Source organism: Saccharopolyspora sp. 7B (assembly GCF_020177435.1).
Lineage (GTDB): Bacteria > Actinomycetota > Actinomycetes > Mycobacteriales > Pseudonocardiaceae > Saccharopolyspora_C > Saccharopolyspora_C gregorii.
The window spans coordinates 6510-20777 of the sequence record NZ_JAIUKC010000026.1; the positions used below are offsets into that span (position 1 = coordinate 6510).

Genomic DNA, 14268 nt, shown 5'->3' on the forward strand with positions numbered 1-14268 from the left:
CGGCGGGGCGGGGGCGGCCGGGGGGGGCGGGCCGCGGCGCCCCCCGCCCCCCCCCCCCCCCCCCCCCCCCCCCCCCCCCCCCCCCCCCCCCCCCCCCCCCCCCCCCACGCTGCGTGAACACTATGCCGGACGACCGGGCGTACGCACCCCCCGATCGGACCTATTTCACACAGACTTGGTGTCTCTGTGTACATGGCGTGCATGCCAGGACACCGCCTGCGCATCGGTCAACGACGCCACCTGGTCCAGCACCACCCGCAACCGCTGCGCATCGTCCGACGCCGCCGACCACGCCGGGGCCAACGCCGGGTCCAGCGACTCCGGGGCTCGCGCCGCCAGCACCGCGACCAGCTCCGCCAGCAGCTCCCGCTGCCGCTCCTGCATCCGCAACCGGCGCGGATCGCTGAGCACGAAGTGCACCGCCACCGCCTTGAGCACCGCCACCTCGGCCGCCACCTCGCGCGGCACCACCACGTCCGCCGCGTACCGGGTCAACGGCCCGGCGCCGAACGCCTCCACGGTGCCCGTCACCGCCGCCGAGGTGAACCGGCCGACGAGTTCGCTGGTCAACCGCTTCAACGCCACCTGCGCGGCCAAGGTGCCGTCGTAGTCGGCGACCGCGGCCACCGCGGGCAGCACCGCCAGCCCACCCGCCGCCGCGTCCAGCTCACCCGCATCGCCGTCCGCCCAGAAGTGCTTCGCCGCCAGCCGCACGATCTCCGAGCGCTCCTCCGGCCGGGACAGCTCGTGCAGCGAGATGCGGCCCGAGTGCACCCCGTCCTCCACGTCGTGCACCGAATAGGCAACGTCGTCGGCCCAGTCCATGACCTGCGCCTCCAGGCAGCGGCGTTCTCCCACCGCGCCCTGCCGCATCCAGTCGAACACCGCCAGGTCGTCCGGGTAGGCGCCGAACTTCACCTGCCCCGGTCGGCGCGGCCACGGGTACTTCGTCGCCGCGTCCAAGCAGGCGCGGGTCAGGTTCAGCCCGCTACCCGCACCCGGCTCGCCCGGCAGCTTCGGCTCCAACCTGGTCAGGATCCGCAAGGTCTGCGCGTTGCCCTCGAACCCGCCGCAGGCGCCCGCGAGCTCGTCCAACGCCTGCTCGCCGTTGTGCCCGAACGGCGGATGACCGATGTCGTGCGCCAACCCGGCCGTGTCCACCAGGTCCGGGTCCGCGCCCAGGGTCACCGCGATGCCGCGGCCGATCTGCGCGACCTCCAGCGAATGCGTCAGCCGGGTGCGCGGCACATCGCCTTCTTCCGGGCCCATCACCTGCGTCTTCCCGGCCAGCCTGCGCAGCGCGGCCGAGTGCAGCACCCGCGCCCGGTCCCGGGCGAACGGGCTGCGCGCCTCCCGGTGCGCGCCGGGGAAGGCCGCCTTCGGCGCTTCGGGGGCCGACCGGGCCAGGTCGTGCTCGTCGTAGCCGGGGCACAAGTCGTTCACCGCGCCCAGCCTACGGCCTACCCCCGCCCTGCCAGCCGGAACGCGGCGGCAACGGCCGGTGAACGCCGGGTCAGCTCAAGCGGTCGCTGAGGACCTCGGCCGGGGCGTGCGTCAACCGGTAGTACAGCAGGCCACCGGTCTCCCGGAAGATGTAGTGGAACTGCGTCGCCCGGGTCTGCACCATCGGCCCCGAGCGGGTCGGCGACGCCCACGCGTCCAACCCGAAATCACCGGCCATCGTGCGGGCGCGCAACGAGTGCCACGGGTCGCTGACGATCAGCGCCGAGCTCCAGCCGCGTTCCCGCGCCAAGGTCGCGACCGCCTTCATGCTGCCCAGGGTGTCCGCCCCGGTCTCCACGTCGGTGATCTTGTTCTCGGGCACGCCCTGCTCGGCCAGCCACAGCCGGCCCGTCTCCGCCTCGGTGTACTCGTCGCCGACCTGGCTGCCGCCGACGGTCACCACGTGCTCGGTCAGGCCCTGCTCGTAGAGCTCCAGGGCCTGCTCCAGCCGCGCGCGCAGCACCGGGGTGGGCTTGCCGTGGTACTGGGCCGCGCCCAGCACCACGATCATGTCCACCGGGCGGCGGTCGTCGCTGCGCGCCACCTGCCACACGCGGAAACCGGTACCGCCCAGCAGCAGCAGCACCATCAGCACCGCACCGAGCACGGTGCGGCGCAGCACCCGGCCGGTGCTGGAACCACGGGGGGCGGTACCGGTCTCAGTCATGGGCTCGTTCCGGTGCCGGGGCCGCTCAGCAGCCGATGAGGCGGACGGCGAGGTACTCCTCCAGCTTGTCCATCGCCACCCGCTCCTGGGACATGGTGTCGCGCTCGCGGACCGTCACCGCGTGGTCGGACAGCGAGTCGAAGTCCACCGTCACGCAGAACGGGGTCCCGATCTCGTCGTGCCTGCGGTAGCGGCGGCCGATCGCACCGGCGTCGTCGAACTCGATGTTCCAGTTCCGGCGCAGCTGCGCGGCCAGGTCCTTCGCCTTCGGCGACAGCTCGGCGTTGCGGGACAGCGGCAGCACCGCGGCCTTCACCGGCGCCAGCCTGCGGTCCAGCTTCAGCACGGTGCGCTTGTCCACGCCGCCCTTGGCGTTCGGCGCCTCGTCCTCGTGGTAGGCGTCCACCAGGAAGGCCATCATCGGACGTCCCACGCCCGCCGCCGGTTCGATCACGTAGGGACGGTAGCGGGAGTTGCTGGCCTGGTCGAAGTACGACAGGTCCACGCCCGAGTGGTTCGAGTGCGTGGTGAGGTCGAAGTCGGTGCGGTTGGCGATGCCTTCCAGCTCACCCCACTCGCTGCCCGCGAAGCGGAAGCGGTACTCGATGTCGACGGTGCGCTTCGAGTAGTGCGACAGCTTGTCCTTCGGGTGCTCGAAGAGCCGCAGGTTGTCGCGGTCCACACCGAGGTCCACGTACCAGTCGGTGCGCGCGTCGATCCAGTACTGGTGCCACTGCTCGTCCTCGCCCGGCTCGACGAAGAACTCCATCTCCATCTGCTCGAACTCGCGGGTGCGGAACACGAAGTTACCGGGCGTGATCTCGTTGCGGAACGACTTGCCGATCTGGCCGATGCCGAACGGCGGCTTCTTGCGCGCGGTCGTCATCACGTTCGCGAAGTTCACGAAGATGCCCTGCGCCGTCTCGGGGCGCAGGTAGTGCATGCCCTCGTCGCTCTCGACCGGGCCGAGGAACGTCTTGAGCATCATGTTGAACTCGCGCGGCTCGGTGAACTGGCCGCGGTTGCCGCAGTTCGGGCAGGGGATCTGGGACAGGTCGCCCTCGGCGATCTCCTTGCCGGTGCGCTCGGCGAACTCCTCCACCAGGTGGTCGCCGCGGAAGCGGTGGTGGCAGGAGGTGCACTCGACCAGCGGGTCGTGGAACGCCCCGACGTGGCCGGAGGCGACCCACACGTCGCGGGGCAGGATCACCGAGGAGTCGAGGCCGACGACGTCGTCGCGGCCCTGCACCATGGACTTCCACCACTGGCGCTTGATGTTGTCCTTGAGCTCGACGCCGAGCGGCCCGTAGTCCCACGCCGACTTCGTACCGCCGTAGATCTCCCCGGACGGGAAGACGAAGCCACGGCGCTTGCACAGGTTGACGATCGTGTCGATCTGATCGGCGGGCACGGTCACTCCGGAATCTCAGGTCGAGGGACTCGACGATTGCTTCGGGCCGAGGCTCGACCGCGCAGGTCGGGCTCGGCGAGGGCTCCATCTGCGAGCGGGCCCGGCGGCGCTGCGCCGGTCCCCGCCGCTCGTTCCGGTCGGGGGCTCCGGGGCCTGCACCTCCCCGGGGTCGGTGAGGTCCTCCCGGCATCGGAGTCCGGCTTCCGACGATCTCCGATGCTGCGCAGGCCGCACCTGCGCACGCGTCCCGTTCCTGGGGTTTCCCAGCGTACCGATGAGGTCGCTCGCACCGGCGGCCCCACCCGCCTCCCGCGCGGCGCAGGACGGCCCTGGTCACCCGTCCGGTGCGGTCAGCGGTGCTGCGCTGGCGCGATCGCGCCCGCCCCGGGCCGCTCCCGCGAGGTGCCTACCCGTTTCGCCCGACCCGTAGGATGGGCCGTGGCAGAGGGCACCGCCGCGCCCCGCGCGGGACGCGTCCTCCGCAGCAGCACCGCCGACCGGACCGCCGGTGCGGCAGCACTCCAGGCACGCCGGAAAGGACACCATGCCCGCCGTCAGCCCCGATCCCCTCGCCGGATCGACCGGCTCCGAGCCGGTCGAGATCGCGTCGGCGGCCGGGACGGCGAGCGGCCACCCGGATCGCGCCGAGGAGCACGTGCACTCGCCGGAGCGCGAAGCGCCGCGCCTGGTCCCGGTGCACGACCAGCAGACCCTGGTCGAAGCCGGCGAGCTGCTGCGGGCGCTGGCCGCGCCGGTGCGCATCGCGATCGTGCTGCAGCTGCGCACGGCCGAGCGGTGCGTGCACGAGCTGGTGGAGGCGCTCGGCGTCACCCAGCCGCTGATCAGCCAGCACCTGCGGGTGCTGAAGTCCGCGGGGGTCGTGCACGGGGAGCGGCACGGGCGCGAGGTCGTGTACCGCCTGGTCGACGAGCACCTGGCGCACATCGTCGTGGACGCCGCCACGCACGCGGAGGAGCTCTCCGGAACCCGTCCGCGCGGACGCGGCGCACGTCCGGCCCCCGAGAACGAGGAAACGGAGACAGCGTGACCACCGGTGAGCGTTCCGCGGCCGGCGTGCCGGGCCTGCGGGCAACCAAGCAGCGAGCGGCGGTCTCCCGCCTGCTCAGCGAGGTCGACGACTTCCGGTCGGCGCAGGACCTGCACGAGCAGTTGCGGCGCCGCGGCGAGGGCATCGGCTTGACCACCGTCTACCGCACCTTGCAGACCTTGGCCGACGCTGGCGAGATCGACGTGCTGCGCACCGACTCGGGCGAGGCGATCTACCGCCGCTGCTCCGCCGAGCACCACCACCACCTGGTGTGCCGGCACTGCGGCCGGACCGTGGAGGTCGCGGACCCGCCGGTGGAGGCGTGGGCGGAGCGGATCGCGGGCGAGCACGGCTTCTCGAACGTGGGTCACACCGTCGAGATCATCGGCGTGTGCCCGGAGTGCGCCGCCGAGTGAGCCCCGCTCAGTACTCGTAGGGGTCGTCCGGCGCCGGGATGCCGCGGGCCCCGGTGATGTCGAAGGTCGGCACCTGGCCGTTCGCCTCGGTCGCGCTGCCCGCCCGCAGCGTGCCGGTCACCTCGATCCAGCTGTCCTGCGGGGTGGTCGCGAGCGCGTTCGCGGCGGGTCCGGCCAGGTCGATCAGCACCGGTGAGGCGTCGGCCGCGCAGCAGCTGATCCGCATCCGCGCGAGCTGGGTCCGCGCCGGGCCGTCCGCCGGGTGCACCACGAAGCCGCGCAGCCGCACGGCCCGCTGCTCCAGCGCACCGCTGCCGTCCCACACGACGCGGGTGATGAACTCCGAGACGCTCAGCTCCGGTGCCGGCCCCGGCGGCAGCTCGTCGAACAGGGCGCTCGCCCCGGTGGGCCGCTCGGGTGCCGCGGTCTGCTGGCCGCGGCCGATGGAGTCGGCGCCCAGCGCGGGCGGGGCGACCAGGAAGATCGCGAACACCGGGAGCAGCAGCATCCACGGGCTCCGGTCGCGGTGCTCGTGCGCGGCGTGCTCGGCCGGCTCGTGCGGTTCGGGCGGGGCGGCGAACGGGTCGTCCGCCCGCGCCCTGGCCCGCGCCGCCCGGATGTCGCGCACGATGGCGACGGCGGCCAGCAGCACCATCACCACCCCGGTGCCGATCAGCCACGGGAACAGCGCCGGTTTGACGTAGCGCAGGTAGGTCCCGGTGAGCGCGATCTTGAGCAGGGCGCCGCCGAGCAGCACCAGCAGCAGGTTCTGCGTTTCGCGCCGCATCACGCGCCTCCCAGCAGCAGCAGGCCGACCAGCACCGAACTGGCGACGGCGACCACGAACGTCAACGGGGCGAACCGGAGGGCGAAGGACCGCCCGAAGGTGCCCGCCTGCAGGGCGATGAGCTTGATGTCCACGGCGGGCCCCACGACCAGGAACACCAGCTTCGGGATCAGCGGCATCCCGGCCATCGCGGCGGCGACGAACGCGTCCGCCTCGCTGCACAGCGCCAGCACCACCGCGAGCACCGCCATCACCAGCACGCCGAGCACCAGCTGCCCGCCCAGCGAGCTCGTCCACTCCGCCGGGACCAGGACGTTGAACACCGCGGAGGTGAGCCCGCCGAGCACCAGGAAGCCGCCGGCTTCGACCAGGTCGTGCCGGGCGGTCTCGGCGAACAGCGCCCACCGGCCCGCACCGCCCGGTGCGCGCCGCTCGGCCCGCCGCAGCGCGCGGTCGGCGATCCACTCGGCCTTGCCCACGCGCAGCCACAGCCAGCCCATCGCGCACGCGGTCAGCAGCGACCCGAGGAACCGGGCGAGCACCATCATCGGGTCACCGGGGAACGCGACCGCGGTCGAGACCAGCACGATGGGGTTCACCGCAGGCGCGGCGAGCAGGAACGCCAACGCCGCGGCGGGTGCGATGCCCTGCTGCATCAACCGGCGGGCCACCGGCACGGAGGCGCACTCGCACCCGGGCAGCGCCACCCCGGCCAGCCCGGCGACCGGCACCGCGGCGCCGGGGCGCCCGGGCAGCACCCTGCGCAGCGCGCTCGGCGGCACGAACGCGGCGATCGCCCCGCTGATCAGCACGCCGAGCACCAGGAACGGCAGCGCCTGCACGCACACCGCGACGAACACGGTCGATCCGGTGCGCAGCCCCGGCACGTCCAGCAGCGCGCTGAGCTGCGCCTGGAACAGCAGCGCGAGCAGCAGCAGCGCGCACAGCACTTCCATCGAGGTGACCCGGCGGCGCCGCACCGGACCACCGCTCGGACTCCCCGGGTCGCTCCCCGGGCGGAGGGTCGTGGTCACCGGCTCATCGTGCCAGCCGCACATGACCATCGTTGCCACCTGCCCTGGCCCCGGGACCACCGGTTCCCACCCGCTCGAGCGGCCGATCACCCGTTCCGGCCCGCGGATCGGCGACCGGAGGTGACCTCCGGTGGCGCGGTTCACCCCGGATCACCCGGGTTCGGCCGTATCCGGCGAAGTCCGGGCCGCCCGGCGCCGACTCGCCGCCCGCGTGCCGGCCGAACCGGCCCCGCGCAGCACGACGCCCCTCCCGGAACCGGCGCGGTTCCAGGTGGGGCGCGCGGCCCCCCCCCCCCCCCCCCGCGCCCCGCCCCCCCCCGCCCCCCCCCCCCCCCCCCCCCCCCCCCCCCGGGGGGGGGGGGGGGGGGGGCGTGCGCGGTACGGCGGTTCAGTCGGCGGCCGGGGTGTCCTCTTCGACCTCGGTGAGCAGCTCACCGCGCAGCTGCGACGCGGTCGACACGACCAGCATCAGCAGCGTGCCCAGCGGCTGCTGCTCCATGCCCTCGGCGGGGAACGCGTAGCGCAGCGTCACGTCCATGCCGCGCTCGGTGCGCACCACGCCGAGCGTGCCGAACAGGCCCTGCCCGGCACGTTCCGCGGCCGACTGCGCCAGCTTCTCGTCCAGCGGCAGGTCCCACGCCACGACGCAGGTCAGGCTCAGCACGGTCAGGCCCTCGGCGAGCTGCATCGCCTGCACCGCGCACGGCACGTCGCCGTGCCGCAGCGTCAACGCGCCGTCGTCGTCGACGTTCACCTCGTGGTAGGTCTCCAGCGCCTCTTTCGCCGCGGTCAGCAGTTCCGCGGTAGTGGCGGCCTCCTGGGTCATGAGATGCCCTCCTGGGCGGTTTCAGTGGTGCTCTCGTCCTGCGCGGCACGATCGACGGCGCCGCCGAAGCGCCGGTCGCGGCGTGCGTACTGCTCGCACGCGCGCCACAGGTGGCGACGATCCACGTCGGGGAACAGGGTGTCTTGGAACACCAATTCGGCGTATGCGGACTGCCAGAGCAGGAAGTTGGAAGTGCGTTGCTCCCCGGACGGCCGGATGAACAGGTCGACGTCGGGCATCTCCGATTGGTAGAGGTGCCGGGACACGGTCCGCTCGTCCACCTTCTCTGGATTGATCTTGCCTGCGGCGGCCAGCCGGGCGATCTCACGAGCGGCGTCGCCCACCTCGGCCCGGCCACCATAGTTCACGCACATGGTCAAGTTCATGACTTCGTTGCCACGAGTGCGCTCTTCCGCGGCCTGGAGCGTGTTCACGACGCTGCGCCACAGCCGCGGCTTGCGACCGGCCCAGCGCACCCGCACGCCGAGCTCGTCGAGCTCGTCGACGCGCCGGGCGATGACGTCGCGGTTGAAGCCCATGAGGAACTTGACCTCCTCCGGGCTGCGCTTCCAGTTCTCGGTGGAGAAGGCGTACAGCGACAGCCACTTCACGCCGATCTCGATGGCACCCCTGGCGAGCTCCAGCACGACCTGCTCGCCCCGCTTGTGCCCCTCGACCCGGGGCAGTCCGCGTTCGTTGGCCCAGCGACCGTTGCCGTCCATCACGATGGCCACGTGCCGCGGCACCAGCTCGGGCGGCAGGGCGGGCGGGGTCGCACCGGAAGCGTGCGGGGCAGGCGCCTTCACGCTCGGGTCGTCGCTACCGCGTCCACGGCGTCGCAGCATGTGTGCCTTCTCCTTTGCTCTGCGGCCGGGCGCCCATTCTCCCGGACCCGCATGTCACCCGTTCAGTGGTGTCCCGTAGCGGACTTCGAGCCGGGTGTCCGACGGCAGCCGGACCATCCCGATTCGCTGGTAGAACGCTTGCGCCCGGGTGTTGCTCGGGTTCACGCCGAGCTGCACGCCCGGTGATCCGGCGCGCGCCAGCTGCTGGAACACCGCCTGCATCAACCGCTTTCCCATGCCCTGCCCGCGGACTCCGGCGACCAGGTTGATGTGCAGGTGCGAGGGGAACCGGTCCAGCTGCGCGGGCAGCATCAGCCGCGGCCGGTGCAGGAACGCGCGCAGCTGGCTGTCCGCGTCGCGGCCGTCCACCACCCGCGAGGAGGGGTGGCTGGCGGCGAACCGCGGTGCCCACTCCAGCTGCCAGCGCGCGTAGAACTCCTCGGTGTGCAGCGCGGCGACGACGTAGCCGAGCACGGTGCCGCGGCCTTCCACGACGAAGGCCAGTTCGGGGTGCAGCAGCAGGTAGGGGTCGGCGAAGACGTGGGCGACCAGGTCGGGCTCCCGCAGGATGTGGTGCACGGGTTCGCCGCCGTCGCCGGTGGCCACGCAGATCCGGTGCACCGCTTCGGCGTCCCGGGGGCGCCAGCTGCGCACGATCAACCGGTGGCCCCGTCCGCCGTTCCCGGGATCGCGGTGGCCCGGTGGACGGGATCCGCTGCGGCCGACTCCCCAGCGACCGGTTCCCCGACGGCCGACTCCGCTGCGGCTGATTCCGCTGCGGCCGATCCGGCAGCGGTCGTTTCCTCGGCGGTGGGTTCCTCGTCCACCGCGGCCGCGCGTTCGCGGATGAGCTCGGGCACCACCGGGCGGTGTTCCTGGCGCTCCACCAGCGGCAACGAGCGCAGCTGCCGCTCCAGGTGCCACTGCAGGTGCGCGGCGACGAGCCCGCTGCCCTCCCGGCGCACCTGCTCGGTGGTCCGCTCGGCGGCCGGCCAGTCGCCGTGCATGAGCGCTTCGAGCAGCGGCAGCGTCTGCTGCGCGGGGCGCGCCGAGCCGGTGGGGCGGCAGTTCACGCACATCGCACCGCCGCCCTGCACGTTGAACGCGGCGTGCGGGCCCGCCTCCCCGCAGCGCGCGCACTCGCTGAGCGCGGGGGCCCAGCCCGCGTAGGACATGGCGCGCAGCAGGAACGCGTCGAGCACCAGCGACGGGTCCCGCTCCCGCCCGGACAGCGCCCGCAGCGCGCCGGTGACCAGCAGGTACAGCCGCAGCACCGGTTCGCCTTCCTCGGCGGCGAGCCGGTCCACGGTCTCCAGCACGGCGCAGCCCGCGGTGTAGCGCTGGTAGTCGTCCACGATGTGCACGCCGAACGCGTCCAGCGTCTGCACCTGGGTGATCACGTCGAGGGTGCGCCCGGTGTGCAGCTGCACGTCCACGTGGCAGAAGGGTTCGACCCGGGCACCGAAGCGCGAGGTGGTGCGGCGCACGCCCTTGGCGACGGCGCGCACCTTGCCGAAGCGGCGGGTGAGCAGGGTGATGATCCGGTCGGCCTCACCCAGCTTGTGGACCCGCAGCACGACGCCGGTATCCCGGTAGAGGCTCACCCCGCCATCGTCCCACTACCGGGCGACCCGGCTGCTCCGGGTGAGCGTCCGGCCGGAACGCCGGGTGCCCGCGGGATCAGGCCCGCAGCGCCTCGAAACCGGGGAGGTTGCGCACCACGCCCCACACCACGGCGGCGGCCAGCACCGCGTTCGCCGCCCAGCGGCCGGGGCGGCCGACCAGCCAGGGCGACGGGATGCCGCGGACCTCCTGGCGCGCCGAGGCGATCAGGAACAGCACCGCCACCGGCAGCACGAGCACCAGGGCGAAGGCGTTCAGGTCGACGGCGCGCGCCAGGTCGCCGTGCAGCAGCGCGCCGAGCATCCGGCTGCCGCCGCAGAACGGGCAGTCGAAGCCGGTGAGGAACAGCAGCGGGCAGGGCAGCGGGACGAGTCCGGCGCTCAGCACCAAGCCGAGCGCCCCGGCTCCCGCCGCGAGGCGGGTCGTCCGGGCCCCGCGACGAAGCGGGGAGGTGGCCGCTCGCAGCAGCCCGCTCACTCGATGCTCACCACTGCTGCGGCGGCTGCTGCGGGTAACCGGGCTGCTGCTGGCCCGGGTAACCGCCCTGCTGGGGGTAACCGCCCTGCTGCGGGTAACCGGACTGCGCCGGGTAGCCGGGCTGCTGCGGGTAGCCGCTGGTCGGCGCGGGGTCGGCCGGGACGACGACGGACTTGACGATCTTGTCGGCCCAGGTCTGGTTCTTCTGCTCCCACAGCGGGGCGAGGAAGCCGATCGAGCAGGGAAGCCCGTCCAGGATGTGGCAGAGCTGGCGCAGGAACGCGCCGCCGAAGCCGAGGGGCTGCCCGGTCTCCTCGCTGACGGTCTTGATCTTGACGATCTTCTGCCCGATGGTCTGCCCGGTGGTCCCGCGCTTGTAGCAGAGGTTCCAGATGTTGAACGCCATCGCGATCAGCCCGAAGATCCCGAGGACCGTGTACACGGTGCTGATCATGGACAGCGCTTCGGCTTCGGTGGTGATCGACGAAGCGGAGCCCATGACGCTCGCGAAGGTGATCCCGTAGACGATCAGGTAGGGCACGCCGACGAGCGCCCCGTCGATCAGGTACCCCAGCACCCGGGTCCCCCACTCGGAGAACGGCCCGGGGTGCCCGTAGCCGTAGCCCGGCTGGCCGTACGGCTGCTGACCGTAGGGCTGCTGGCCGTACGGCTGCTGGCCGTAGGGCGCGGGCTGTTGCGGCATCGGGCCGGACTGCGGATAGGGCTGCTGGGGCTGGCCTCCCGACTGCGGGTACGGCTGTTGCCCGTAGGGCTGCTGCGGCTGCGGGCCGGACGGCGGCCCGCCATACGGGTTGGTCACGGAGACAATCCTTCGATCGGGTGGAATGGCAGCGCTCTGAGGAGGCCGGGCAGGAAATTACCCGAGCGCAACTCGCCACCGCGGCCGATCCGGGAAATCTTGCGCAGTCCGTTGCGAAGTCAAACTCCGCGGGATCAGAATCCCAACCTCCGCAGCTGCTTCGGGTCGCGCTGCCAGTCCTTGGCGACCTTCACGTGCAGGTCCAGGTAGATCTTGCTGCCCAGCAGCTTCTGGATGTGCTGGCGAGCGTTGGACCCGACCTCGCGCAGCCGCTCGCCCTTGCGGCCGATCACGATCGACTTCTGGCTCTGCCGCTCCACGTAGACGATCGCGTGCACGTCCACCAGGTCGTCGCGGTCCTCGCGCTGGTTCATCTCCTCGATGCGGACGGCCAGCGAGTGCGGGAGCTCGTCGCGCACGCCTTCCAACGCGGCCTCGCGGATCATCTCCGCGATCAGCGTCTCCTCCGGCTCGTCGGTGAGCTCGCCGTCCGGGTACAGCTGCGGGCCTTCCGGCAGGTGACCCACCAGCAGGTCACCGAGGGTGTCCATCTGGTAGGAGTCCACAGCGGACACCGGGACCAGATCGGCGAAGTCCATCACCTGCTGCAGGGCGAGCAGCTGCTCGGCGACCTGCTGCTTGGTGGCCAGGTCGGTCTTGGTGATGACGCCGAGCACCGGGGTGCGGCGGGCGACCTTCTTGAGCTGCTCGGCGATGAACTTGTCGCCGGGCCCGACCTTCTGGTCCGCGGGCACGCAGAACCCGACGACGTCCACTTCGGACCAGGTCTCGTAGACGAGGTCGTTGAGCCGCTGGCCGAGCAGGGTGCGCGGCCGGTGCAGGCCCGGCGTGTCCACGATGATCAGCTGGGCGTCGGGCCGGTGCACGATCCCGCGGATCGCGTGGCGGGTGGTCTGGGGCTTGCTGGAGGTGATCGCCACCTTCGAACCGACCAGCGCGTTGGTCAGCGTGGACTTGCCGGCGTTGGGGCGGCCGACGAAGCACGCGAACCCGGAGCGGTGTTCGGCGGGGGCATCTGGAGTGCTGCTCACCCGCCCATTGTCGCCGGACGACGAGGTGAGCGGCCCACCCGCCCCGGCGGAGGCGGCGGGCGGGCCGTTCACCAGGTGTTCAGCGCAGCACGCCCCGGACCTCGCCCGCGGCGTCGGCGCGCAGCACCGGCGCGGCGGCGGTGAGGTCGCGGACGGCGGCGACGGAGTCGGCGGAGACCTCGGCGGCGTCGGTGACGACGGCGGCCGCCTCCAGCCCTTCGGCACCGCCGGCGGCCGCGGTGGCCACCGCCACCTGCAGCGCGGTCAGCCGCAGCGAGGGCAGCTCGACGGTGCAGGCGGCGTAGGTGCGGCCGTCGGTGTCGCGGACCGCGGCGCCTTCGGCGGCGCCGGTGCGCGCGCGGGCCGACCGGGCCAGCGTCACGATCTTGGCGTCCTCGGCGTCCAGTTCCTGCGGGGGCGCTTGCTCAGCCACGGGTGCTGCTTCCTTCCTGGTCGGCACCGCGGTGCGATGCGGGCTCGCCGTTCGCGCGGCGCACGAGCAGCGCGTTGATGCGGATGCGGCCGCGGTGGTCCTTGCCGCCTTCGGCGCGCAACCGGAGTCCTTCGATCTCGGCTTCGGCACCGGGCAGCGGGACCCGGCCGAGGCGCTGGGCGAGCAGGCCGCCGACGGTCTCCACCTCGGATCCGTCCAGCTCCACGCCGCACAGCGCGCCGAGGTCCTCCACCGGCAACCGGGAGGAGACCCGGACGGTGCCGTCCTCCAGGTGCTCGATCGGGCGGTGCTCCTCCAGGTCGGACTCGTCGGTGATCTCGCCGACGATCTCCTCGATGACGTCCTCGATGGTGAGCAGGCCCGCGGTGCCGCCGTACTCGTCGACGGCGATGGCCAGGTGGCTGCGGGACAGCTGCATCTCCTTGAGCAGCTCGTCGAGGCGCTTGGTGTCCGGCACGAAGCTCGCCGGGCGCATCAGCTCGCCCAGCTCCGGCCCCGGCTGATTCAGGTCGCCGCCGTCGGCGAGGGCCTGGGTGAGGTCGCGCAACGTCACCACGCCCACCACGTCGTCCACGCTGTCGCCGATCACCGGCACCCGGGAGAACCCGGAGCGCAGGCACAGCGCGAGGGCTTGGCGGGCGGACTTGGCGCGTTCGATCCAGACGATCTCGGTGCGGGGCACCATCACCTCGCGGGCGATGGTGTCGCCGAACTCGAACACCGAGTGGATCATCTCGCGTTCCCCGGCGGCGACGACGCCGCGCTCCCCGGCCAGGTCGACCAGCTCGCGCAGCTCCACCTCCGAGGAGAACGGGCCCTCGCGGAACCCGCGCCCGGGGGTGAGGCCGTTGCCGATCAGGATCAGCAGCCGGGTCAGCGGGTTCAGCACCCGCGCCAGCACCCGCACCGGCGCCGCGACCACCAGGCCCACCCCGTACGGGTGCTGCCTGCCGATGGTGCGCGGGCCGACGCCGACCAGCACGTACGAGACCACCAACATGATCACGATCGCGAGCAGCGCCGCCAGCGCGTCCGACTCCACCACGCGCAGCACCACGACCGCGACCAGCACGGTGGCGCCCAGCTCGCAGGCCAGCCGCAGCAGGATCAGCAGGTTGACGTGCCGCGGGCGGTCCTCCAGCACCAGCGCCAGCTGCCTGGCCCCGCTGCGGTTCTCCCGCAGCAGCTCCTCCACCCGGGCGCGGGAGGCGCTGCCGACCGCCGCGTCGGCGGCGGCGAACACCCCGGCCCCCAGGACGAGCAGCACAGCCCACACCAGCAGTGCGGCCGAACTCATGTGCGCGT

15 protein-coding genes and 1 pseudogene are annotated in these 14268 nt (G+C 72.8%); 2 read left to right on the forward strand and 14 right to left on the reverse strand.

All coding sequences use genetic code 11. The features are described from left to right. Positions 1–165 precede the first annotated feature (165 nt). The 3 genes from LCD33_RS05395 to LCD33_RS05405 all read right to left on the reverse strand — a co-directional run bounded on the left by LCD33_RS05395 (position 166) and on the right by LCD33_RS05405 (position 3581). A complete protein-coding gene (locus LCD33_RS05395; protein ID WP_224959444.1) occupies positions 166–1434 on the reverse strand; it encodes a deoxyguanosinetriphosphate triphosphohydrolase in 1269 nt (422 codons plus the stop codon). A 79-nt stretch (positions 1435–1513) separates the two neighbouring features. Continuing rightward, positions 1514–2170, reverse strand: coding sequence for a YdcF family protein (locus LCD33_RS05400; RefSeq protein ID WP_224959430.1), 657 nt, complete (start codon positions 2168–2170; stop codon positions 1514–1516). Positions 2171–2195: 25 nt separating this feature from the next. After that, a complete protein-coding gene (locus LCD33_RS05405) occupies positions 2196–3581 on the reverse strand; it encodes a glycine--tRNA ligase (protein ID WP_224959431.1) in 1386 nt (461 codons plus the stop codon). A gap of 544 nt (positions 3582–4125) precedes the next feature. Between LCD33_RS05405 and LCD33_RS05410 the strand changes: the two genes are divergently transcribed. Both LCD33_RS05410 and LCD33_RS05415 read left to right on the forward strand, forming a co-directional pair. After that, positions 4126–4629 carry a metalloregulator ArsR/SmtB family transcription factor gene (locus LCD33_RS05410; protein WP_224959432.1) on the forward strand — a complete coding sequence of 168 codons (504 nt, stop codon included), beginning with the start codon at positions 4126–4128 and terminating at the stop codon, positions 4627–4629. Next, positions 4626–5045, forward strand: coding sequence for a Fur family transcriptional regulator (locus tag LCD33_RS05415; RefSeq protein WP_224959433.1), 420 nt, complete (start codon positions 4626–4628; stop codon positions 5043–5045). The genes LCD33_RS05410 and LCD33_RS05415 overlap by 4 nt, the downstream gene beginning before the upstream one ends. Positions 5046–5052: 7 nt before the next feature. Here the strand turns inward: LCD33_RS05415 and LCD33_RS05420 are convergent, their stop codons facing one another. From LCD33_RS05420 to LCD33_RS05470, 11 genes and pseudogenes are all read right to left on the reverse strand, one after another. Then, entirely contained in the window at positions 5053–5832 is a 780-nt protein-coding gene (locus tag LCD33_RS05420; RefSeq protein WP_224966328.1) for a TIGR03943 family protein, read from the reverse strand. Further along, positions 5832–6788 (reverse strand): permease, encoded by a 957-nt coding sequence (locus LCD33_RS05425; protein ID WP_224966396.1) that lies wholly within the window; start codon positions 6786–6788, stop codon positions 5832–5834. The genes LCD33_RS05420 and LCD33_RS05425 overlap by 1 nt, the downstream gene beginning before the upstream one ends. A 466-nt stretch (positions 6789–7254) precedes the next feature. Continuing rightward, complete coding sequence (locus LCD33_RS05430) at positions 7255–7692, reverse strand: hypothetical protein (RefSeq protein WP_224959436.1); 438 nt, start codon at positions 7690–7692, stop codon at positions 7255–7257. After that, a complete protein-coding gene (locus tag LCD33_RS05435) occupies positions 7689–8537 on the reverse strand; it encodes an isoprenyl transferase (protein ID WP_224959438.1) in 849 nt (282 codons plus the stop codon). The genes LCD33_RS05430 and LCD33_RS05435 overlap by 4 nt, the downstream gene beginning before the upstream one ends. Before the next feature lie 54 nt (positions 8538–8591). Beyond that, positions 8592–9191, reverse strand: coding sequence for a GNAT family N-acetyltransferase (locus LCD33_RS05440; RefSeq protein WP_224959440.1), 600 nt, complete (start codon positions 9189–9191; stop codon positions 8592–8594). Positions 9192–9343: 152 nt separating this feature from the next. After that, a pseudogene (recO, locus tag LCD33_RS05445) lies at positions 9344–10141 on the reverse strand (DNA repair protein RecO); the annotation flags it as partial. A 76-nt stretch (positions 10142–10217) separates the two neighbouring features. Then, a complete protein-coding gene (locus tag LCD33_RS05450; RefSeq protein ID WP_224977578.1) occupies positions 10218–10637 on the reverse strand; it encodes a DUF2752 domain-containing protein in 420 nt (139 codons plus the stop codon). A gap of 7 nt (positions 10638–10644) precedes the next feature. Next, on the reverse strand, positions 10645–11457 hold the full coding sequence (locus LCD33_RS05455) for an RDD family protein (RefSeq protein WP_224966327.1): 813 nt from the start codon (positions 11455–11457) through the stop codon (positions 10645–10647). 134 nt (positions 11458–11591) lie between these two features. After that, positions 11592–12509: a GTPase Era gene (gene era, locus LCD33_RS05460; RefSeq protein ID WP_224959448.1), complete on the reverse strand. Its 918-nt coding sequence runs from the start codon at positions 12507–12509 to the stop codon at positions 11592–11594. Positions 12510–12588: 79 nt separating this feature from the next. Then, positions 12589–12942, reverse strand: coding sequence for a cytidine deaminase (locus tag LCD33_RS05465; protein ID WP_224966326.1), 354 nt, complete (start codon positions 12940–12942; stop codon positions 12589–12591). Further along, positions 12935–14260, reverse strand: coding sequence for a hemolysin family protein (locus tag LCD33_RS05470; RefSeq protein WP_224966325.1), 1326 nt, complete (start codon positions 14258–14260; stop codon positions 12935–12937). Before LCD33_RS05470 ends, LCD33_RS05465 begins: the two co-directional genes overlap by 8 nt. Between the last annotated feature and the right edge of the window lie 8 nt (positions 14261–14268).

Excerpts from the sequence above, each read along its gene's own strand:
- LCD33_RS05400 (WP_224959430.1), bottom strand. The coding sequence starts at position 2,170 with ATGACTGAGACCGGTACCGCCCCCCGTGGTTCCAGCACCGGCCGGGTG.
- LCD33_RS05410 (WP_224959432.1), top strand. The coding sequence starts at position 4,126 with ATGCCCGCCGTCAGCCCCGATCCCCTCGCCGGATCGACCGGCTCCGAG.
- LCD33_RS05420 (WP_224966328.1), bottom strand. The coding sequence starts at position 5,832 with ATGCGGCGCGAAACGCAGAACCTGCTGCTGGTGCTGCTCGGCGGCGCC.
- LCD33_RS05425 (WP_224966396.1), bottom strand. The coding sequence starts at position 6,788 with ATGGAAGTGCTGTGCGCGCTGCTGCTGCTCGCGCTGCTGTTCCAGGCG.
- LCD33_RS05430 (WP_224959436.1), bottom strand. The coding sequence starts at position 7,692 with ATGACCCAGGAGGCCGCCACTACCGCGGAACTGCTGACCGCGGCGAAA.
- LCD33_RS05435 (WP_224959438.1), bottom strand. The coding sequence starts at position 8,537 with ATGCTGCGACGCCGTGGACGCGGTAGCGACGACCCGAGCGTGAAGGCG.
- LCD33_RS05470 (WP_224966325.1), bottom strand. The coding sequence starts at position 14,260 with ATGAGTTCGGCCGCACTGCTGGTGTGGGCTGTGCTGCTCGTCCTGGGG.